19 protein-coding genes are annotated in these 20,923 nt (G+C 59.6%); 7 read left to right on the forward strand and 12 right to left on the reverse strand.

Features of this window, described 5'->3' with window-relative positions; genetic code table 11:
• Nucleotides 1-182: 182 nt before the first annotated feature.
• The 3 genes from AC6CDK_RS00005 to AC6CDK_RS00015 all read right to left on the reverse strand — a co-directional run bounded on the left by AC6CDK_RS00005 (nt 183) and on the right by AC6CDK_RS00015 (nt 2,369).
• The gene (locus AC6CDK_RS00005; protein WP_119331786.1) at nt 183-1,229 is read right to left on the reverse strand and encodes an IS110 family RNA-guided transposase; all 1,047 of its coding nucleotides are present in this window, start codon (nt 1,227-1,229) and stop codon (nt 183-185) included.
• Nucleotides 1,230-1,305: 76 nt separating this feature from the next.
• Nucleotides 1,306-1,923: an FAD-dependent oxidoreductase gene (locus AC6CDK_RS00010; protein WP_226048561.1), complete on the reverse strand. Its 618-nt coding sequence runs from the start codon at nt 1,921-1,923 to the stop codon at nt 1,306-1,308.
• Nucleotides 1,924-1,940: 17 nt separating this feature from the next.
• Nucleotides 1,941-2,369, reverse strand: coding sequence for a MarR family winged helix-turn-helix transcriptional regulator (locus AC6CDK_RS00015; RefSeq protein WP_039643334.1), 429 nt, complete (start codon nt 2,367-2,369; stop codon nt 1,941-1,943).
• A gap of 516 nt (nt 2,370-2,885) precedes the next feature.
• Here AC6CDK_RS00015 and AC6CDK_RS00020 point away from each other — a divergent pair.
• On the forward strand, nt 2,886-4,634 hold the full coding sequence (locus tag AC6CDK_RS00020) for a hypothetical protein (RefSeq protein ID WP_192905982.1): 1,749 nt from the start codon (nt 2,886-2,888) through the stop codon (nt 4,632-4,634).
• 277 nt (nt 4,635-4,911) lie between these two features.
• Complete coding sequence (locus tag AC6CDK_RS00025) at nt 4,912-6,267, forward strand: FAD-dependent oxidoreductase (RefSeq protein ID WP_066357109.1); 1,356 nt, start codon at nt 4,912-4,914, stop codon at nt 6,265-6,267.
• A gap of 311 nt (nt 6,268-6,578) precedes the next feature.
• Here the strand turns inward: AC6CDK_RS00025 and AC6CDK_RS00030 are convergent, their stop codons facing one another.
• The 6 genes from AC6CDK_RS00030 to AC6CDK_RS00055 all read right to left on the reverse strand — a co-directional run bounded on the left by AC6CDK_RS00030 (nt 6,579) and on the right by AC6CDK_RS00055 (nt 13,085).
• Nucleotides 6,579-7,196 carry a TetR/AcrR family transcriptional regulator gene (locus tag AC6CDK_RS00030; protein ID WP_192905981.1) on the reverse strand — a complete coding sequence of 206 codons (618 nt, stop codon included), beginning with the start codon at nt 7,194-7,196 and terminating at the stop codon, nt 6,579-6,581.
• Nucleotides 7,197-7,613: 417 nt separating this feature from the next.
• Nucleotides 7,614-8,423 carry a flagellar motor protein MotB gene (locus tag AC6CDK_RS00035; protein ID WP_192905980.1) on the reverse strand — a complete coding sequence of 270 codons (810 nt, stop codon included), beginning with the start codon at nt 8,421-8,423 and terminating at the stop codon, nt 7,614-7,616.
• Nucleotides 8,424-8,438: 15 nt separating this feature from the next.
• Nucleotides 8,439-8,897 carry a universal stress protein gene (locus AC6CDK_RS00040; protein ID WP_066357112.1) on the reverse strand — a complete coding sequence of 153 codons (459 nt, stop codon included), beginning with the start codon at nt 8,895-8,897 and terminating at the stop codon, nt 8,439-8,441.
• Between the two features lie 11 nt (nt 8,898-8,908).
• On the reverse strand, nt 8,909-10,462 hold the full coding sequence (locus AC6CDK_RS00045; protein WP_039648107.1) for a DHA2 family efflux MFS transporter permease subunit: 1,554 nt from the start codon (nt 10,460-10,462) through the stop codon (nt 8,909-8,911).
• Between the two features lie 15 nt (nt 10,463-10,477).
• Nucleotides 10,478-11,611, reverse strand: a complete 1,134-nt coding sequence (locus AC6CDK_RS00050) for an HlyD family secretion protein (RefSeq protein WP_192905979.1) — start codon at nt 11,609-11,611, stop codon at nt 10,478-10,480.
• A 19-nt stretch (nt 11,612-11,630) separates the two neighbouring features.
• Nucleotides 11,631-13,085, reverse strand: coding sequence for an efflux transporter outer membrane subunit (locus AC6CDK_RS00055; RefSeq protein ID WP_192905978.1), 1,455 nt, complete (start codon nt 13,083-13,085; stop codon nt 11,631-11,633).
• A 321-nt stretch (nt 13,086-13,406) separates the two neighbouring features.
• Here AC6CDK_RS00055 and AC6CDK_RS00060 point away from each other — a divergent pair, with 321 nt between their 5' ends.
• The 5 genes from AC6CDK_RS00060 to AC6CDK_RS00080 all read left to right on the forward strand — a co-directional run bounded on the left by AC6CDK_RS00060 (nt 13,407) and on the right by AC6CDK_RS00080 (nt 18,496).
• The gene (locus AC6CDK_RS00060; protein ID WP_066357114.1) at nt 13,407-13,637 is read left to right on the forward strand and encodes a hotdog family protein; all 231 of its coding nucleotides are present in this window, start codon (nt 13,407-13,409) and stop codon (nt 13,635-13,637) included.
• Nucleotides 13,638-13,827: 190 nt separating this feature from the next.
• Nucleotides 13,828-14,064, forward strand: coding sequence for a hypothetical protein (locus AC6CDK_RS00065; RefSeq protein ID WP_039643342.1), 237 nt, complete (start codon nt 13,828-13,830; stop codon nt 14,062-14,064).
• Complete coding sequence (locus AC6CDK_RS00070) at nt 14,055-15,548, forward strand: patatin-like phospholipase family protein (RefSeq protein WP_039643343.1); 1,494 nt, start codon at nt 14,055-14,057, stop codon at nt 15,546-15,548. The genes AC6CDK_RS00065 and AC6CDK_RS00070 overlap by 10 nt, the downstream gene beginning before the upstream one ends.
• Before the next feature lie 126 nt (nt 15,549-15,674).
• Nucleotides 15,675-16,718, forward strand: coding sequence for an acyl-CoA thioesterase (locus AC6CDK_RS00075; RefSeq protein ID WP_039643344.1), 1,044 nt, complete (start codon nt 15,675-15,677; stop codon nt 16,716-16,718).
• Between the two features lie 614 nt (nt 16,719-17,332).
• Nucleotides 17,333-18,496, forward strand: a complete 1,164-nt coding sequence (locus AC6CDK_RS00080; protein WP_066358284.1) for a choice-of-anchor F family protein — start codon at nt 17,333-17,335, stop codon at nt 18,494-18,496.
• Nucleotides 18,497-18,586: 90 nt separating this feature from the next.
• On the opposite strand, the gene AC6CDK_RS00085 is transcribed toward AC6CDK_RS00080, so the two are convergent.
• From AC6CDK_RS00085 to AC6CDK_RS00095, 3 genes are read right to left on the reverse strand one after another with little or no spacing between them, the layout of a single operon-like run.
• Nucleotides 18,587-18,934: a hypothetical protein gene (locus AC6CDK_RS00085; protein WP_052269380.1), complete on the reverse strand. Its 348-nt coding sequence runs from the start codon at nt 18,932-18,934 to the stop codon at nt 18,587-18,589.
• Nucleotides 18,931-19,578 (reverse strand): V-type ATP synthase subunit D, encoded by a 648-nt coding sequence (locus AC6CDK_RS00090; RefSeq protein WP_192905977.1) that lies wholly within the window; start codon nt 19,576-19,578, stop codon nt 18,931-18,933. Before AC6CDK_RS00090 ends, AC6CDK_RS00085 begins: the two co-directional genes overlap by 4 nt.
• On the reverse strand, nt 19,575-20,897 hold the full coding sequence (locus AC6CDK_RS00095; RefSeq protein ID WP_192905976.1) for a V-type ATP synthase subunit B: 1,323 nt from the start codon (nt 20,895-20,897) through the stop codon (nt 19,575-19,577). The genes AC6CDK_RS00090 and AC6CDK_RS00095 overlap by 4 nt, the downstream gene beginning before the upstream one ends.
• Nucleotides 20,898-20,923 lie beyond the last annotated feature (26 nt).

The raw sequence follows: 20,923 nt of genomic DNA on the forward strand, positions 1-20,923 counted from the left end.
GAAATCGATCCATGTATGTAAGGAGCGGGACGGAGCTCTAATCCAAGCGACAGGGATGCCGGGGCACTGGCATATCGACCGGTACGCGTTCGAAGACGCACCTATCATGTATCACGGTCGTGTTCATGCTCGCCCCATATGGCTCCAGTTGAACGTTGTGGCTGCTTCCGTCCCCTCCAGCTCTATGCCGTTGCCATAAATTTTTCCAGGTTGAACGGCACGTTGTTTTTCAGCATGTAGTAGATCGCTCGCGCCAGCTTATGGGCGATGATGCCAATAGCTTTTCCCTTCCCGTGCACAATGGCCAGATTATCTTTCAGTTTCTTGGCTGGCGGGTTGTACTGGATGAAGTGTATGGCTGCCTCGGAGAATGCCCACTTCAGATGAGCATTGCCGATCTTGGCGCCGCCGGTCCCTTTTTTCTTGCCAGCCGATTCGTGGCTGCACTTTACCAGGCGGCAGTAGGAAGCGAAGTCCTGGACCGACTCGAACCGATTGATGTCATGGATCTCGTAAAGCATCACCAGCGCCAGGATGTCGCCGACACCACGGATCGAGCGCAGCAGCAAAAGCGAGTGCCAGTTATGGCGGTGGGCCGTCTTCTCAATGTCCCATTCCAGAGCTTTGAGCACGTCGTCATAGGCATCGATCATTGCCAGATCGATTTGCACGATCTTGCGCACCTGTAGATCGGGAAAATGCTTGTCCACGCCTTGTCTATTGCTTTCGACACTAAGATGAACGCCGATTTCCGGCAAATTGTATTGGGTGGCCGTGTTGTGGATGTGGGCAAAGAGCTCAGCCCTCTTGCGCACCAGATGGGTTCGACGACGCAGCAGATCACGAGTGGCTCGCATCTCCGGCGGATAAACGTAAGCGACAGGAAATGAACCACCACGCAGCAGCACTGCAATCTTGTGGGAGTCGATCTTGTCATTCTTTGCTTTCCCGCCGTGGACAGCTTTCATGTACAGGGCATGGCCGAGAATGAATTCGATCTTTTCTTTGCGGCAGAGATCAGCGAGCCAGTACCAGGCGAACATGCATTCCACGCCGACCACCAGGTCGTCACGAAAAGGCGCCACTGCTTTGAGAAAGGCTTCCGGAGAGCTGGTAATGTTGCGGTGCATAAGCACCTCTCCCTCCGCATTCAGCATGCAGAGAAACATCTTCTTCGCGTGAAGGTCGATTCCGCAGTAGTGCTTGTGATTTTTTGTGTAAAATCTCATGTGTAAGGCCTCCTTTGGAGAATGGGTTCTCGCAAAGTCCAGCATACGGCAAAATTCCGTATGCCCAAGGGGGGCCTTACATAGTATCCAAGGTAACTCTGCTGCCGAAGGTGTTGTACAGGGTTGCAAACTCGCAGCCTATCGCCCCGCCTCCGATAATCAGCAGCTTGTGCGGGAGCTCCGTGTTTTTCAGAATCTGGTCACTGGAGAGGATGGAGTGCCCATCAAAGGGGGCACAGGGAAGTTCGGCGGGGACCGAACCGGTCGCAATGATGATTTTTTCGCCGCGGATTTGTTCGGAACTGCCATCTGCTTGGCAGATTTCTATCTCATGTTCGGACCGGAAAGAGCCTTTGCCGCGGAAAACGGCAATGCGCGCATCGGTCAGTTTTCCCTGGACCATATGACGCAGCATGTTCAGATCTGCGTCGGCAACGGCGCGCAGGCGTGTTAAATCGACAGGGTTCACGGATAGGTCCAGGCCGTATTTCTCGCTGTTTTGGGCATCGCGATAGACCTTGGCCGCTTTTAGCATGGATTTGGTCGGCATGCAGCCACGGTTGAGGCAGACCCCGCCGAAACTGTCGTGATTTTCCTGGATGATCGCGACCGATTTGCCCGCCTGCTTCAGCATCATCCCTGCGGTCATGCCTCCGGGACCGCCGCCGATAACAACAACATCAAACGTTTGCATTCGGATTCTCCTGTTGATTACTCTGTTTCCGGGTTCTCCAAGGCCTTTGTAGCGACATCGAGCAGTCGGGTGAACGTTGCCAGGTCCTCAGGCGACATGTGCCGCACCATCGCGGCGACAACCTCGTCCCGTTTCTCCTGTAAGGCTTCGACTGTCGGGCGGGTCCGTTCGGTTATATACACCCGTGACTGCCGTTTGTCCGTGTCGCTGGCGATCCGGAAGATCAGACCGTCCCGCTCCATGCGTCGTAACGTATTGGCCATGGTTGGTTGCTCAACCTGAATATTCTTGCACAGTTCGGCTTGAGTCTGTCCTTCCGCGTCATGCAGGCAGCAAAGAACCGGAAGTTGCCCCTGCGTTACTCCGTGCGGTTTGATTTTTTCATTTACTTTGGACAGAATCAGCCGGGCCAGGTAGTTCAGCTTGTAGCACAGGTCATCATTCATTCCGGGCCTCCTGGTGATGTCCTCTTTAGATAGCCGGCTATACTTAAACATAGTTGGCTATCCATTGTCAAACGGATACGAGACGAATTGGTTGCAGGCACGGTGTGCCGAGGGGATTCACCCGCCTCATGGCTCACACAACGCTGAGGGGCGCTCTTTTCCATGTGGCGCGAATGTTCCGGAGCGCACCCGACCCGGCGACAGGGGAGAACACGCAGTGTCAGTGGGGCCGGGGACGTTCTTGCTTTAGTGCATTAGCCCAGAAGAATTGGGGGTGTCACAGTGGGCGTTGTTGAATATTCCATGGCCGCACGATTACTACCTCGTGCTGGATCCCCGGCAGGGTTTCAATCCCCCATCACAACCACCAATAATCCCTGTAATTCCATTGACGACCAAGTTTCAGGTGATAAAGTTCATGCATAGGAAACGTAAATTCCCGTCCCTCTGAATCCCTTTCCCTCCCCTTCCGTTACCTTCCTCTCTCCATCCCTCCCGCAGAAGGAGGTATGAGATATGAAAAAGATAGCGATTTCCTGTCTGGTGCTGGTCCTGTTGTTGGGTGTGGATGGGGCCGGCGTGTGGGCCATTGATGTCGGATGGATGCAGAAAGGGGTGCGTGTCTGGTATTTCGGGGCTGTTGGCAGCACAACGGCGTCGGATGCCGAAGAAGCGTATCTGCTCAGCAACGTCGACGGCGTTGATGTGCAGGTAACCAAACATTCGGGGCTGAATCATTGGGGGACCACCAATCCGGTAGACATCGGCACCTATTCCGCCCTAGACATGGGGCCGTGCTGGATCCACCCCCAGAGGCTCCAGACCCTGCAGAGCGGCGATACCTGGAAAGGCCAGGTGATCGCCACCGTGCTGCGGGAATCCCATACCTACGCTACCTTCAAGGCGCAGTTCTCTTTTCCGTACCTCCTTCTCCCGATAAAGACGCTATTCGATCTCAAAGCCCAACGGGACGTGGTTAAGATCGTCTATTACATCAATCAGTACAGTACCGGCATTGCCTACTTTGACGCCGATACCGGCCTGATGCTGCTCTATGAAACGTCCAACGGGCTGGTGACGGTGTTCTTCCTCCTGAGCGAGATCAACTACGATTTTGCCACGCAGCAAGCCTTTGCCGAGGACAACGGGCCCCATACCGGGTTCAAGTCGTCGGTTCTGGAGCAGCAGATGATGCCCTGGCCCGATACCAGGAGCGGATATCTCTTCTTCCAGTCCTCGGTGGAGTCGCGATACGGTTCGACCGTGCAGATGTGGGTCTCCATGTCTTACAGCGGGAACAAGGGGTCTGCTCTGCCGCCCAATGAGAACTTCTGTTTTTTCGGCAGCGTCCCCATGCTGCGGCACATAGCCATGTCACAGGCAGCCGGGTACCCGCCCGACCAGTGGGCACCCTATGGGCAGTATCTCTGGTGGTGGGTGCCGGCAGGGGCGTTGCAGGCTACGGCCATAAATGTTTTTGATGTCCCCATGACCCGGACTGCCACGAGTCCCTACACCTTTACGGCCACCCAGCAGCCGGCAAGCCTTTACTTTCCCAAGCTCTGGTTCGACAACGACGGCTACCTGACCCAGTTTTCGGCCATGGATTCCGCCACCGGACTCGATATCGATCCGGAACGAAGTGCGGCCTATTACAATAATTCCACCTCGGTCGACGGGGTAACCTACTATGTGAGCAGCATGGGGATTGCCACGCCGTCTGTCTACCATCTCAGCGTGACGGTGGTGAGCGACACGCCGGACAAGGGCGGCGGCTCCGTCCACGGCGACAGCGGCATAGCCTGCGCCGGCCAGGGATCGAACCCCTCCGGAATGAGCGGTGCCTGTCAGGCGGATTTCTCCTCAGGGACCACCGTCACCCTCTACCAGACCCCCGACTCCGACTCCACATGGGCGACATGGACTGCGGCCGGCTGCGGCACAAACCAGAGCTGCCAGGTGGTAATGAGCAGCGACCGGAACCTCACGGTCACGTTCCCCTATTCTCCCATGGCAAAGGTGAATTCCAGCGGTTACCGATGCGACTCGCTGGCCGAGGCGTACGCCGCGGCCGGCCCGATAGACACCATATACGGCAGAGCCGTGACCTTTGCGGAGGACTTCACCCTGGGCGGCAACAAGACGGTTACGCTCCTCGGCGGCCGCGACGCCTGGTATCTGCCCCTGGACGCCTGGACAACCCTGCAGGGGAAACTTTCAATTCTGAGCGGCGCACTGGTCGTGGAGAGACTTGCAATCAAATAGGCGCCGTGAGTTGAGTGCAGAGGGGAGAACAACGAGTTCTCCGTGATGATGCCGGCTGCAACGAACCGGCCGGTATCTTCCCCATCCTCCCGATACCAAACAAAGACAAGGGTTCGCCGGAACGGCCGGGGGACCTTAAGGGGACGTAGTTGATTTGTTGATTAGCGCAGGCATTAGTCAACTAATCAACTACGTCCCCCTAACCGTTCCGAGGTAGACCCTTGCGAAATGATCAAACCAAGAAAAACATCTGCTAATGCCGAACGGAGGATTTATCATGCCAGTTGAGCGCCTGGTCGTAATCGGCGGTGATGCCGCAGGTATGAGTGCCGCTGCAAAGGTACGCCGAACTGATCCGCAGCGAAGCATTACGGTGTTCGAACGCAGCCCCCATACGTCCTATGCTGCCTGCGGCATGCCGTATCTTCTCGGGGGACTGATAGATCACCACGATAAACTGATTGCCCGAACGCCGGAGACGTTTCGCGAAAAATACAATATCGAAGCTCTGACCAGCCATAATGTTCTGGAAATCGACGTGCCCGGTCAGAGTGTCCTGGTGGAAGACCTGAATAAAAAGAAGACGTTCCGGGCATACTATGATCAACTTCTGATCGCCACCGGAGCAGATCCCGTCTTTCCGCAACTGCCCGCCAGTGATGCCAACGGCATATTTGCTCTGTCTACACTTGCGAGTGGTCTTCAGGTACAGCATTTTATGGAACGTAACAACCCTCGCAAGGCGGTTGTGGTGGGGGGAGGGTATATTGGACTCGAAATGGCAGAAGCCCTGATCAGAAATGGGCTTCAGGTTTCCCTGGTCGAACGTGGCGAGCAGGTAATGGGGACGCTTGATCCGGATATGGGAGCAATGGTGTCCGATGCCTTGCGAGATATCGGTGTTACCCTCTATCTACGAGAGTCCCTGATCGGTTACGAGGCTGCAAGTGGAAAGGTGACCGCGGTGGTGACCGACCAGCGCACACTGCCTGCCGACTTGGTGATTGTCGGTCTGGGGACTCGTCCAAGCACCTCCCTGGCAGCATCAGCCGGCATCGCGCTTGGGGTCAAGGGCGCTATCAGCGTTAATCCCCGCATGCAAACTTCTGCGCCTGGAGTATGGGCTGCCGGCGACTGCGCCGAGACGTTCCATCTGGTCGGCTGCAAGCCGATTCATATTGCTCTGGGGACAGTGGCAAACAAGACGGGAACTGTGGCGGGCATTAATCTCTCGGGGGGATATGCCACGTTTCCGGGAGTTGTGGGAACGGCAGTCAGCAAGATATGTAAATACGAAGTTGCCCGCACCGGGCTTACGGAACGGGAATCGGATACGTTGGGACTTTGCTATGTGACTGCGACAATCAAAAGCAGGACCAGGGCTGGCTATTACCCCGGTGCTGGCTGGATAACCGTTAAATTGGCAGCGGAAAAAGTCAGCGGGCGGTTACTGGGAGGGCAGATCATCGGTCTTGAAGGAGCGGCCAAAAGGATCGATGTGCTAGCCACAGCTCTTACCGCTCACATGACGGTACAACAGATTGTAGATCTGGATCTCAGCTATGCACCGCCGTTTTCGCCAGTATGGGACCCGCTACAGACTGCCGCCCGTCAACTATTGGCGCAGTATTGACAACTGGAACAAAAAATGCGGCTGAACAATGTAACCCGCTATAAAGGGGTACAGATGCTGTTTCCATGCCTTCACAACCGGAACCTTCAATCGGCCTTTCCCGATCCAGTGGGAAGACCATCTGCTTAATCGGGCATGAATCGGGTCGGACCAACCCAGCCTGCCGATATTTCAACAATATCACCTCAATTTAGGAGGTTTTTTACCCCTAGAAGCACATTTTTAGGGCCATAAGTGAGCACTTGACTGGGATTCAAGCTAGTTAGCTTGCTCCGACTCTCAGGAGGCCGCAGGCAGGATTGTTCTGGGATTTATCGCTTGATGCAGGGGACACCGTAGGCTGCCATGAAAACGTCTATGGCACGATCGGTAACCTGTTTGATTTCCTCCTCACTGACTTCTCCCAGGAGCTGAAACAGAAAACGCTCCATCAGTTCAGACTCAAGCAGGCTGAGCAGATGGCGTGACGCGACAACCGGATCAGCCTGCCGGAGCCTGCCAAGCCCGATTGCCGTTCTGATGAGGTCTGCAGCAAGGTCCTGCCCGCGCAGTACTCCGCGCTCATACATGAGCCGCCCAAGATCGCTCCGGCCGGACACGGAGATGGCCAAGTGCCGATTTGCCTTAACGTTTGGCGAGTAAAGAAACGTCAGCCAACGCCTGCCGAAATCACGCAGCGATGCGGCAATATCATCCGCGGCAGGGTCTGTCGACCGGAAGACGGCCTCGAATTCGGTGTTGTTGGAGAGCGTCATTACTTCAAAAAACAATTCATCCTTGGACGGAAAATAATTGTAAAGCGTCGCCTTCGAACCGCCCACCCGGGCGCAGATTTCTGACATCGAGGTCCGCTCGAACCCATACTCCTGGAAAACCTGTGCCGCCACCGAGAGAATATGCTGTCGTTTTGTGTCTGATTTTTTTGCCATGCTCGTGTGGTTTCTCCTTGCGTTTTGGGGTGAGCGACACCAGTTCCCATAACTCCGCATCAAAAGTTCATTTTCTGCGGTGCAGAAAACAAATCGCCGCAATTATGGCCCAGCAAATCATCGTTCCGAATACGACAATTTTCAACAGGATTATTGATACCATATGATAAGTCAATGCCGGAACAGCAGATGGATGATATTCGTCGGGAAATCGTGAGATGGTTCGGCAACAAGAATGAAGTAAAAGACGAGCAGGGCGACAAGGGCAATCACGCTGTACAACAATAATCTGGAAGTTTCCATATCAGCACCTCAAGACTGACGAATGCCGAATCACAGGGCACTGGCCGTATCAATTAATATTTCTATGGAGCAAAGCCGTTCAATGGCATTAGATTGGCCGGCTTTTATGATCAGTCATTGTGCAGCCGATTTAGCCTCCAATTTCTCTGCCTCAGAGTTTAAGACTACAATATCAACCCGTCTGTTTTTGGCTCGGCCTTCTGCTGTGTCGTTTGTGTCAATGGGACGGTATTCGCTGTTGCCTACAGTAGATATTCTCTCGGGTTGCAAACCGTACGATTCTGTCATAAGGTGCATTATGTTGTTTGCCCGAGCGCTCGAAAGCTCCCAGTTAGAGCGAAACAGTGAATTTCTAATGGGAACATTGTCGGTATGTCCTTCTATCGTTAATTCATTTGCATAGATGGCAAGCGATCGAGCTATGGTTGCAATGACACTTATTGACGGTTGTTTTACTTTGTCACTACCTGAATCAAAGAAACCGGCCTCTTTCAAGCTTATTACCAAGCCGCGTCTCGTAATGTCTACGATTACCTTGTCTGATTTCCCTTCTTTGATGAGATGTGCCTCAATGGATGACTTGATTTGCTTAAACTCGTTTTCTGAGGCCGTAATTTTAATGCCGGCATGATTGCCGGCGCCTTTTTTCTGTTCTGAGGTCGATGAAAGTGATGGCTTTATGCTTGGGATGGGATTGATCTGATCTGATGGAATCACATTGAGTTTAGAGCCCGGAGATCCGGCAACTGACATGCCGAAGGCACTTTGTATTGATTGCATCACTTCTTCTGTTTTCTTTTTGTCGGCTTGCGACATGGCATACAAAACAACAAAGACTGCAAACAAAAGGGTTAACAGGTCTCCGTAGGACACGAGCCAGCGTTCGTGGCTAGGCTGTTTTTCCGGTTCCCGCTTTCTTGCCATCGTTCCGCCCGCTCCCTAGAGTGACCTGTCTGACCTGTGCACCAGAACTGGAATTGTCGAGTACGCAAGCACCTTTTGCGTCTCGCTGCCGAGCAAAAATCCGCTGACGCCGCGGCGCCCGTGTGACGCCATGAAAATCAGATCACATTGGTTCCGACTGGCCGCTTCGATGATGGCGTTGTAGGGTTCTTCACTAACCAGTGTCACCTTGCCGTACTCAACTCCCGCCTCCTCGGCGATCTTTCCGGCTGCATCCAGAATGTCATTGGCGGTGCCGAGCATCTTTTCGCGAAACGTGGCGAAGGTATGCGTATCGAAGATGGCGCCCGTACCGTAGTACATCTTGGGAGCCGGTTGTACGGCACAGAAAAAGGTTATGCGCGATCCGATTTCCCTGGCGAATGAGACGGCGCGGTTGACTGCCTCCTGGGAGAGCGGCGAACCATCGGTTGGAACAAGGATGTGCTTGAACATGGCGATCCTCCTTAATGCCCGCCGGCTGACGGGTCAACCACCCGGCTCGGCTTTGGTGCGATCCAGATAACTGAAGCTGCGATAAAGAAGGCGATGCCGATGGCCCACATCAATTGGTTGGTGGCCAGCATGACGCTTTGGCCGGTTATGATGTAGTCGATAACCTGATTCACCGCATCGCCGGGAGCGCCCGAGTTTTCGAGCATGGTTCTCACGCTTCGGTCACTGTCGGCGAGCCCCACCAGTTCGGCATGGTTGCGCGTAATCTGGTTGGCCCAGGTCGTGGTCACGATGGAGGTGGCAAAGGCACCGGACAGGGTACGCAGGAAGTTCATGAGCCCTGCGGCGGAATCCATTTCGCGCTCTTCAACGCTCGCCAGGGCCAATCCGGTCGTCGGGATGAAAAAGAACGGGAGGCCGAATCCCAGAAACACCAGAGGGACGGCAATATTCCAGAAGGTCATGTCGGTAGTGGCCACGGTGCGCCACAGGGTGTCGATACCCAGCCAGATGACGCCGCCGAACACCAGTTTTCGGGCATCGATCCGAGTCGTCAACTGGGCCACCAGCGGAGCAACGAAAAATGCGGCAAGCCCGGTGCCGGCGGTGGCCAGGCCGGCCTGCGTGGCGGTGTACCCCATGAAATTCTGCAGCCAGAGCGGCGTAAGTACGCTGACCCCGAAGAAGGCGGCAAACGCCAGGCTGATGGTCAGCACAGAGGCGGTGAACCCGCGATGGCGGAATACCTTGAGGTCGACGACGGGATGCTCCTCATAAAGCTCCCAGATAATGAAGGCGGCAAAGGCGATGGCCGCAATAATGGCCAGGGCAACGATCTTGCCTGAGGCAAACCAGTCGAGGTTTTTCCCTTCATCAAGTATGAGCTGCAGTGCCGCGACCCAGATGACGAGCAGGACCAGGCCCACCCGGTCGATGGGGTTGCGGATCAGGGGTTCGCTGTAGCGCTTCAGCAATTGCCAGGCGAAGAATCCTCCAAGAAAAGCAATCGGCAGGTTGATGTAGAAAATCCATGACCAACTGTATTCATCGCAGAAATAACCGCCCAGAATAGGGCCGAGCACCGGTGCCACGAGGGTCGTCATCGACCATAACCCCAGGGCAGCGGCTGCTTTTTCCTTGGGGAAGATCCGCATCAGCAGGGTTTGTGACAACGGCATCAGCGGTCCGCCGGAAAAGCCTTGAAAGATGCGGGCGACCACCAGCAACCCCAGCGAGTTGGCCAGACCTGATACCAGGGAGAAAATGCCGAAGAAGACCATCGCCCAGACGAAGACCCGTACCGCCCCGTAACGTGCCGACAACCAGCCGGTCAGCGGGACGGTAATGGCCTCGCCTACGGCGTATGAGGTAATGACCCAGGTGCCCTGGCTGACGGTCGCCCCCAGGCTGCCGGCGATGTTCGGCACCGCAACGTTGGCGATCGTCATGTTGAGAACAGCGATGAAGTTTGCTGCCGCGAGGATGATTGCCGCAAGCCAGAGCATGCCCCCGGAAAGCGGGGCATCATTTTCAGCGGCAGTGGTAGATGGTGAGGCTTGACTCATGCTGGCGTTCTCCACTTAGTTCCTGCCGCGGGTATCGATTTCGGCAGTCATGGACAGGCCGACCTTGAGCGGGTTCTTCAGCAGTTCTGCCGGATCGAGCTTGATGCGTACCGGCAGGCGCTGGACAACCTTGATCCAGTTGCCGGTGGCGTTCTGGGCCGGAATGGCGGAGAAGGCAGAGCCTGAGCCGCCCGAAAAGCCTTCGACGGTGCCGTGGTAGGCCACCGACTTGCCGTAAATGTCGGCATGGAGTGTGACCGGTTGGCCGATACGGACCTTTTTGAGCTGCACTTCCTTGAAGTTGGCGTCGACATGCATTTCCTGCACGGGCACCACGGAGAGCAAGGGGGTGCCGGCCTGGACACGTTGGCCGACCTGTACCTGCCGCTTGGCGATGATGCCGCCCAGCGGGGCCCGTATCACGGTCCGCTCCAGATCGACTGCCGCCTGGTCGCGGCGGGCACGGGCCAGTGCCACTTCGGGGTTGGTGTCCACGGTCGTGCCGTCAATGAGTACGGCGTTGGCTTCGCGAGCGCTGATGGCGGTGCTGCGGTTTGCCCTGGCCTGCGCAATGGCGGCCCGAATGGCGTCCAGATTGGCCTTGGCAGCGGCAAAGGCATTTTGGGCACGGGTGAGTTCATCTCCGGATACCGAGCCCGATGTCGATAGTGTCGCGCGGCGTTTCAGGTCAATCTGTGCCCGTTCAAAATCCGCTTCAGCCGAACGGAGTTGGGCCGCAGCCCGTTCCTCATCGGCCCCCCGGGCCGTGATCTGGGCATGCAGGCTGCCGTCATTGGCCATAAATCCCTTGACGCGGCGAATCGCTCGCCCCAGGTCGGCTTCTGCCTGGGCAAGGGCGAGCCTGGCGTCGGTCTGGTCGATTCTGACCAGAATGTCACCTTTCCTGACCGTCTGGGTGTCGGTCACCAGCACCTCGCTGATGGTCCCGCCGACCGACGGAGTCACCTGGGCAACCTCGACCGCCGTGTAGGCGTTGTCGGTAGAGACGAAGTGCGAGCCGTACAAAAGCGCGTACGCCGTGGCACTTGCCGCCGAGATGACGACAACCGCGGCTAGGGCGATGAGCAGTTTCTTGCGGCGATTTGTTGTGGATACATCGGTGGGAATCGATTCGGCAGTTGCAGACATGTCGGCATCCTTCGCAGTGTTAGATTTTAGAGTGCTGGTATCCGCCGCCAAGGGCGCGCTGCAAGGCGACATCAAGGGCCAGTGCCCTGGATTTGAGTCCGGCGAGGATCCGTTGGCTGTTCAGCAGGACATCTTCCGCGTACAGGACTTCGATAACGTTGGCGAGTCCTCCTTCGTAGCGATTGCGAGCCACCCGATGTGCCTCGGCCGCTTCCGCCACAGCTTCGTCGCCTTTTTCCAACTGCCCGGCCAGCGCCCTGATGCTGAGGGCGGCATTGGCAACGTCCTCCAGGGCGTGGGTCACCGTTGCGTTGTAATTGGCAACCATCTCGTCATAGATCGCAGATCGTTCGCGAAGTTCACCCTGCAGGCGGCCGGCAGTGAAAATCGGCAGGGATACGGCAGGGCCGATCCCGCCGATATCCGATCCTGCCCTGGTCAGCATGTCCAGCCCCAACGACTGCACACCGATAAAGGCAACCAGGTTGACGTTGGGATAGAACTCGGCTTTCTTCTGATCGATACGATGCATCTGCGCTTCGGTCACAAGACGCGCCATGGTCACGTCAGGGCGGCGTCCCACGAGGTTTGCCGCAAGTTCTGCCGGTAGTCCGAAACTGCTGTTGAGATTGACCGTTGGCGGGTGTATGGAACGTGCCCGGTCCGGACCGGCACCTGCCAGGGCAGCCAGGCGGTTACAGGTCAGGCCGATCTGCTCGTCAATGGAGAGCAGATCACCCTCTGCTCCGGCCAGCCGGGCTTTGGCCTCACTGACGCTCCCCCGGGTTTCCATGCCGTTGGTGAATCTCTCCGAGAAAAGTTCAACCGTTTTTTTGCGAATCTCCACCGTACGGACGGCGGTATCCCGTAACGCATAGAGCCCCGCCAGTTCGGAGTAATTCATGGCAATGGCCGCCGCGATGTTCAGCCGCACCAGGGCTGTCTCGGCGTGGCTCGCCTCCAGTTGCGATGTAGCCGCCGCCAACCCCGCACGGTTCTTGCCCCAGAAGTCGATCTCCCATTTCAGGTCGATCGTGCCTAGCCCGTAATCCTGCCAGCCGTCGGATGCTGCGGATCGGGGAATCAGGTGGTTGTAGCTGATCTTCTGTTCAGTCACCGACGCATTGGCGCTTACCTGCGGGATCAGGGCGGATCTGGATACCGTGACGTATGCTTCGGCCCGGCGCATGCGTGCCGCTGCTGCGGCCATGTCCGGCGAATCGCGCAGTGCCTCGTCAATCAATGTGACAAGCTGAGAATCGCCATACGACTGCCACCAGCGTTCTGCCGGCCAAGTGCCGGCGGGTGCTGAAAATGATGCTGTGGTCTCATAGTCGGAAGAAGATTTCATGCTGCCGAGCCGGCCGGTTTCCGGAAGCATGGCGCAGCCGCCAAGACCGGTTGCCGCGAACAAAGCGATTGTGATAACCAGCCGTTTGGGTAGCGATGTGGAAGGTAGTGACTCAAGGATCATTCAATAAGCTCTCCCGCGATTTTGATTATAAACTGTACCGTACGGTACAGTACTGGAACGGTAATGTCAAGCTATGTAAACCTTTAGGCCTTCCTGACGAAATAATGGGGATAGCGAACCGCCTATCCCCATTATTTACGTGTGTCTGGCACCGATCGATCATCGATTCCGTGCCTCGAAAGGACTGCAGATGTCGGGTGCTCATGCGGATGAACCGACCAGTTTGTCATTCGATATGCGTTCGGAACTGATCGGCAGTTATCGCCATGGCCGTCTTCATGGCGGGGTGATTGCCACGGCGCGGATACGGTCGCCGGTTTTGTGCCGGCGGCGATTGCCGAAAAACATCCCCATGAGACGGTGGGGCAGATCGTGACGCGGTTCGGTCGCTTTGACACCATCGATTTGCGGGTGGATTACCTGCGTCAGGGGATCGGTCGCAGCTTCGGTGCCCGCACGACAGTCGGGCGTATCGCCTCGGTACAGATGGAGTTGAAAAACGACGCTGGCCAGTCGATACCCCCCGGCACCGGTTCTTACCTCCTGACCTGAACTGACCTTGACCATGCCGGCCGGGCTGACGGCAACCGGCTGCCGTCTTGTCCCGGGGCGAAAAATTGCCCGCGTCGCTCCCCGAGTCGTTAACCGTATGATATTATTCTAACGCTTGACGAATTCGTGCACCCCCCTGTCCGCATGATCCGCCACCTCCTTCGCACACCCGCCACGAAAGGAGATGCCCATGGAGTTCTTCGTCTGCCCCTGCCCGGAAACCGGCACCGTGATCCTCGACGGCGTAGACCAGGGCCCCAACAAGGACGACGCGGGGGTGCTGCAGGCCAAGCAGTGCAACCCGGGCCGCCACACCGTGACGCTCCGGTGCCCTGCGGGCAAGACCTGTGCCCCGCCCAAGGTGACCGTGGTGATCAGAAACACCGACCCGGTGGCGCCCCTGGAGGTGGCGTTCCAATGCGTGTGACGGGCAGAGGACTGAGGCTGTTCCTGGCCGGCGCGGCGCTCGTGGCGGGGGGCTGCGCCCATTATCCGGAGAATCCCCGGCTGACGACCGTTTCACCGGCAGCGGGCTACCGCTACAGCGTGGTCAGGCCCCAGCCCACGGCGGACAAGCCCTTTGTCCTGCTGGCGTTCTCGGGCGGCGGCACCCGCGCGGCGGCCTTTTCCTTTGGCCTGATGGAGGAGTTGAACAGGGTCGAGTACGCCGGCCGGGACGGGGCCGGGCACCGGCTCCTGGACGACGTGGAGATCATCTCGTCGGTTTCCGGCGGGAGTTTTACCTCGGCCTACTACGCGCTCTACCCGGACCGGTTCTTCGACGATTTTCCGGGTAGATTCCTCTACCGCGACATTCAGGGCGGGCTCGTGCGGCGCCTGTTCAACCCCTACAACTGGTGGCGCCTGGCCTCGCCGGATTTCAGCCGGATCGACATGGCGGAGGAGTATTACAACGACACGGTCTTCGGGGGCAAGACCTTCGCCGACTTGGCCGCCGCGCCCGGGAAGAGGGCGCCCTTCCTGGTACTGAACGCCACGGACATCAGCATCGTCCACCGGTTCGAGTTCACCCAGGACCAGTTCGACCTGCTCTGCTCGGACCTGGCCGGGGTCTCAGTCGCCCGGGCCGTGGCCGCCTCGTCCAATTTCCCGGTGGCCTTTGCCCCGCTCACCCTTACCATCCACAAGGAGCCGTGCGGCCCACTCCCCGAATGGATCGGGCTGGGCCTGGACCGGGAGAGCAACCCGAAGCGCCGCGTGGCCGACGCCATGGCCGCCCGGTCGTACCGCGAGCCCGACCGGCTCTACGCCCACCTCCTGGACGGCGGTCTGTCGGACAACCTGGGGCTCAGGGGGCCGTTCCAGGCGGTCACCACCACGGACAGCGCGTGGAGCATCCTCCGCTACGCCAACCTGAACCGGCTGGGGCGACTCATGGTGATCGCGGCCAACGCCAAGACGACCAAGCAGCGGAGCTGGGACGCCGAGAGCGCGCCGCCGGGGATCGGCGCCGTCCTCGATGTGGCCCTGAGCGGCCCCATGGACGACGTTTCCTTTGACAGCGTAGAGATGGTCGACGGCCATTTTCAGCAGATGCGCCAGTTGGCCCGGACAGTGGATTCCTGCAACCGGCGGCTGGGGCAGGAGTGCCCGTCGGCCCTGTCGATCCCGAACCCGATCGTGACCGATTTCACCTTTGCCGAGTTGACCTTCGACGATATCCCCGACCCGCGCCTGCGCCTCTGCCTGCAGGCGCTGCCCACGTCGTTCGCGCTGCCGGCCAAGACCGTGGACCTGCTCCGCGCCGCGGCCGGGTACCTGCTGATGGGCTCGGCCGAATTCGTCGGCGGCATGCAGCGGCTCGATCCCTCCTGGCAGCCGCGCCCCGTGGCCATCGACCCGGCGCTGGTGGACGAGGTTTGCGGACCGGCATCGGGCGGGGGGAGCTGACAAAGAGGCGATCCAGCCCCTTTTGCCGTGTCTTTCGGCCCCGTTCTGGTACACTCCTCTCCGGACGCGCCGTTCTCGCTCGCACGGCCGGCGCCGACCGATCCCATCGAACCCTGGAGGCATGCCATGACCACCCCCACCGAAACCTCGCTCAACCGGAAATTGCCGCTGGGCAGCGACCTGAAGCAGCGGCGGCGCTTCATGGTGGTTGACGAGGATATCCCCGGCAACTTCCGCTTCGGCCTCCTGCTGGAAGAACTGGATATCTTTGCCGAACAGACGGCCCTGGCCTATGTCCGGCGCTTCCATCCGGAGGGCCGGGTCGTGACGGCAGCCATCGACAATATCCTGCTGCGCCACGTGGTGGACGTGAACCGCGACATCGTCATGTGCGCGCGGATCAACCACGTGGGGCGCTCCTCCATGGTGGTGGGGATCCGCCTGGAGCACGCGGGCGACCCGGCTACGCACATCGCCTCCTGCTACTTCACCATGGTTGCCCGTGGCGGGGAAGAGGCGGGCGAGAGCATTGCCCTGCCCCCCCTGGAGTACCGCGACGAGCTGGAGCAGCAGCGGGCGGACAAGGCCGTTGCCGGCCGGGAGGAGTACCGCCGGCAGCAGGCGTCGCTGAAAGAGCCCCCCAGCCGGGATGAGTACGAGATGCTGGACCGGCTCCACCGGGCCCAGGAGGAGCCCGGCTTTGGCGGCCACCGGGCCGGCAGTCTGGTGGCGGATGCCTGGGAGCGGATGTATCCCGAGCAGGAGTACGTGCCCCAGCGGATCTTCGGCGGTTACCTGATCCGCCGCGCCTACGAGCTGTCGGGCATCTGCTCCGAGCTGGTGGCGCCGGACCGCTCCATCATCGCGGCCGTGAACCGGATCAACTTCTTCCACCCGGTAAGGATCGGGGACAAGCTCCACTTCACCAGCCGGGTGGTCTTCACCAACGAGAGCTTTGTCTGCGTGGAGGCAAACATCGAGCGGATCAGCCGCGACCGGACCGTCAAGGCCCTCTCCAACTCGTGCCTCTTCACCTTTGTCAACGTGGACCGCGAGTTGAACCACCGCCCGGTGCCCCCCATCTATCCGGCCACCTACCGGGAGGATGCCGGCTATCTGGAGGCCTACCGCAGCTACCAGGCCATTGCCGGCCACTACCGGATGATCTGAGCCACTGTTGGCGGGCCGCCAGCGGTCCTGACCCGGTCGGCCCAGGATTTCCCGCCCCCCCCGCACAAACCCCCGCAACCCTGGTTGCACCCTGCAACCCTGGTTGCGGGGATCCGTTGCGTTCCTCTTCATGTCATGTGCGCGCCGGATGGCTCAGGTGGCATCTCTCCTGTTTTACTCTGCAACAACAGCATGTTATCCGCATTGTCCCCACGTGTTTCCTCCAGGCGTTACAGCCGCTCCCGCCGGTTTCTTTCCGGTAACTACGGCAGAACAGCCTGAAGTCATGGCAACCAGGGTTGCCTGGCTTACGACTCAAAAAAACCATATTTATCAAAAAAATACAATAATACCGATATGTTGCGAGATGCTGTCCCGTTGGTATGCCCATTGCTGAACAGGGAACGCATGATCACTGATTACAGCCGCCGGGCATCGTGAGCCGCGCCCCGGCCCGGCGCCTGCCAGAACTGGAGAAATGGGTCGCACACCGGAAAGGAGGATGGTGGAAAGGGATGTTCCCGGAAGCAGCAGGGGGGCACGATGTCCGCTTCCCCGGGGCAAAGGAGATGCAAGAGAAGCAACCTCAACCACACGAAGAAAAGGAGAACATCATGTCGAGAAGCAAAACCGCAAAGAAGCTGTCCGCACTGCTGGGAGTATCGTTGTCTGTTGCCGCTTCGGCCGCCTGGGCCGGCACCATCACCGGGTGGGACATGAGCAACGTGACGGTGGCGCCTCCCCCTTATACCGAGTATGTGACCTACACCAGCACCCTCTTCACCAGCCCGGCCAAGACCGGCACCAACGGCGTGATCACCTGGAAGGAAACCGACGTCAAGGCGCCCGGCATGAAGGTCGTCAACAAGGATGACGTGACCGGGCTCAAGTGCATCATGACCACCGGCTACAACCCCTACGACTTCTCCGACAAGATGTGCTCGGACCCGCTCCAGTCCAGCAAGCGCTGGAAGGTGAAGGGGACCAACGGCCAGCCCATCGATGTGTATTTCAACGTGGCGACCGACACCAATACCAGCATCTACAACTCCATGCAGAAGCTGACCGACGGCGACGTGAAGAAGTGGAAAGGCTTCCGGGCCGAGCTGGGCTTCATGGTGAACGGCGTGTTCACCAAGTCCAAGTCCGGTGACGGCCTCGGCTTCACTGACAAGAAAGGGAGATTCTTCACCACCACCTCGTCCGCCGTTCAGTCCGCCGAAGTACTGTCGGCCCTCTTTGCCCAGGGGCTTGCCGGCCCCGCCGACAAGAACCACCCGACCACCGGCTACTTTGATCCGAACTACCGCTTCAGCTACCTGCTCAATGCCACGGAAGACGGGCTCGACACCGGCCTGATCTCCTCCAACTACTATGCGCTGTTCGGCGACTGGAACAACCTGTCCGGCGTGCCCTGGGCCTACTACTATGACAATGACGACAACATCAACACCGACAACCTGCTCATGGCCAACTGCGACGGCAACTTCGTGGTGACCGATCCGGTCGCGGAAACGGGCTACTGCGAAGGGACCTGGGTGACCTACCGCAGCCAGGCCGGTCTGGACGCCAACGGCCTCCCCTATCCCTCGGACGGCATCAAGAAGCCGGTTCCGGCCGACGTGCTGGCGTCCTGGCAGTCCAACCGGCTGTACCTGACCGGCCCCATCGAAGACCTGGCCAACCTGGGCGTCAACTACTACATCACGGTCAACAAGCTGAACGCCTCCTGGCCGACCCCGAACCAGTTCGTGCTCCGCTTCTATCCGAAGTACTGAGAGCGGCCTGAACGGCAGGGTGCAGTAACACGACAGCGGGAGGGGCATGGGCTCCTCCCGCTGTGTGCGTTGTGAGCCGGCCGGACCGCGTCACAATGCCCCCCGCTTGTCCGCGTCGATCGCCAGCCCGCAGTGCCTGCAGTGCCTGAAGTAGAGGGGAAATGCAAACTTGATGTGGTAGTAGTTCCGGCAACGGGGGCACCTGGTGAACGCCACCAGGATCACCGTGTTCCAGAGGAACAGGAACCAGACGTAGAAGGTGATGAGCGCGGCCCTGCCGGAATGGGTCCAGGCGAGGGTGACCCATATCTCCGGCACGTAGAGGAGGATGACTGCCCAGAGCAGGCACCGTCGCCTGCGCAGGCTCCTGAGCCCGGAGCCGATGAGGAATGGGTCGGTGACCATCTCTCCGTCCCCCGCGCGCTTCACGCCGTTCACGGAGCTGCCCGGCGTCCCCCGCCTCCGCCGGTGAGCAGCTCCTTGAACCGCTTGAGCCGGTAGTGTGATTCGCGCTCGCGCTCGCCGATGTAGTGGCCGATTTCCCGGATCTCCCGGCGCAGGCCGGGGAGGATTCGCTCCTCAAGCACCCTGATCCGCCGCGTAGTGCGGACGATCTCGTTGCCGAGCCGCTTCAGCCTGCTCTCGTAGGCGGCGATCTCCAGCATTTCCCCCAGGATGGTCTCGAACAGGTGCAACGCCTCCTCCAGGTGGGGGGTGGTGAGCCGGTAGTCATAGCCCCGCTCCGAGGGCGACCGGACCGCCTCGCCCCGGAATCCCACGTCCCGGTAGTGAAGCCCCATGACGCTCCGGTCCACGATCTCCACCCCCAGGTCCCGGGGGGCGATCCGTTCGAGGGATTCCGCGAATTCGTCCCCTTCGATGCCGAGGCTCAGGTGCAGTTTCCGCAGCGCCCGGGCATAGGCCGCCCTGACTTCGTCCCGGGAGCGCATGAACGGGAGGGTGGCGGCCAGGAACTCCCGGATGAGCGCCAGGCGCCGCGCCTTGAGGATGCCGATGCTGCCGCTGACGGCGCGCCCCTTGTCCTTGAGCAGGAGCAGGTTGGTGCGGGTCGGGTGGATCATGGGGCCTCCGCCGGAAAGCGCCCGAGAAGGGCGATCCCCCCGTCCAGGCTGGCGTTGATGTCCCGCCGCGCCGCGCCCTGGTGGATCAGCTCCCGCTCGAAGGCGTCGGCAAAGTCGAGCATGAGCCGGTCGCTGCCCATCATCCCCTCGCGGCCCACGATGGCCTCTAGGCGGCGCAGGTCGCGCCCCTTGGCGTACTGCTTGTAGAGGAGATCGGCGATGCGGCGGTGGTCCTGCCGGGTGCGGCCGCTGCCGATGCCCCGCTGCATGAGGCGTGACAGGCTGGGGAGGACGTCCACCGGGGGGAAGACCCCCTTCTGGTGCAGCTCCCGGGAGAGGACGATCTGCCCTTCGGTGATGTAGCCGGTCAGGTCCGGGATCGGGTGGGTGATGTCGTCTTCGGGCATGGTCACCACCGGCAGCATGGTGACCGAGCCGGGCATCCCCCTGATTCGTCCGGCCCGTTCGTAGAGCGAGGCCAGGTCCGAGTACATGTAGCCGGGATAGCCGCGCCGGCCGGGAAGCTCCTCCCGCGCCGTGGAGACTTCGCGCAGGGCGTCGCAGTAGTTGGTCATGTCGGTGATGACCACCAGCACGTCCATGCCGCGGGCAAAGGCCAGGTGTTCGGCCACGGCGAGGCCGAAGCGGGGCGCCAGGAGGCGCTCCATGACCGGCTCGCCGGCCCGGTTGATGAAGGCCGTGAAGTCCCCTTCCATGCCGGCGAGGACCTGCATGTAGAAGGCGTACTCGTGGTGGGGGAGCCCCAGGGCCACGAAGACCACCACAAAGGCGCCTCCCCCGGCGAGGCGCGCGTTGCGCACGATGGCGGCGGTCATCTCCTTGGCCGGCAGGCCGGCGCTGGAGAAGATGGGCAGCTTCTGCCCCTTGACCAGGGTGTTGAGGGCGTCAATGGCGGTCAGGCCGGTCTCGATGAACTCCTCGGGCCGCGCCCGGGCCGTGGGGTTGATGGGGGCGCCGGTGATGGGAGCCCACTGCTCGGGCACGAACATGGGGGCGCCGTCGATGGGGATGAAGGAGCCGTTGAAGACTCTGCCGATCACGTCCGCGGACAGGGGGGCCTGCCGGATCGCGTCGGTGAAGGCAACGTCTGCGTCCAGGCCCAGGCCGCGGGTTTCGCCGAAAACCTGGATCAGCGCGGTGTCCCCGTCGATCTTCAGGATCTCCCCTTCGGCCGTTTCGCCGCCGGGGCAGGCGATGCGCACCACCTCGCCCATGCGGGCCGCGAAGACCTGTTCCACGAACAGGAGCGGCCCCCTGATGGAGGAAATGGTGCGGTAACGATGCTCGGACAGTCGCATGGCGCCTCCTGGCTGCCGTTCCGGGC

The sequence above is a fragment of the Geobacter sp. PheSNFMC genome (assembly GCF_059620965.1).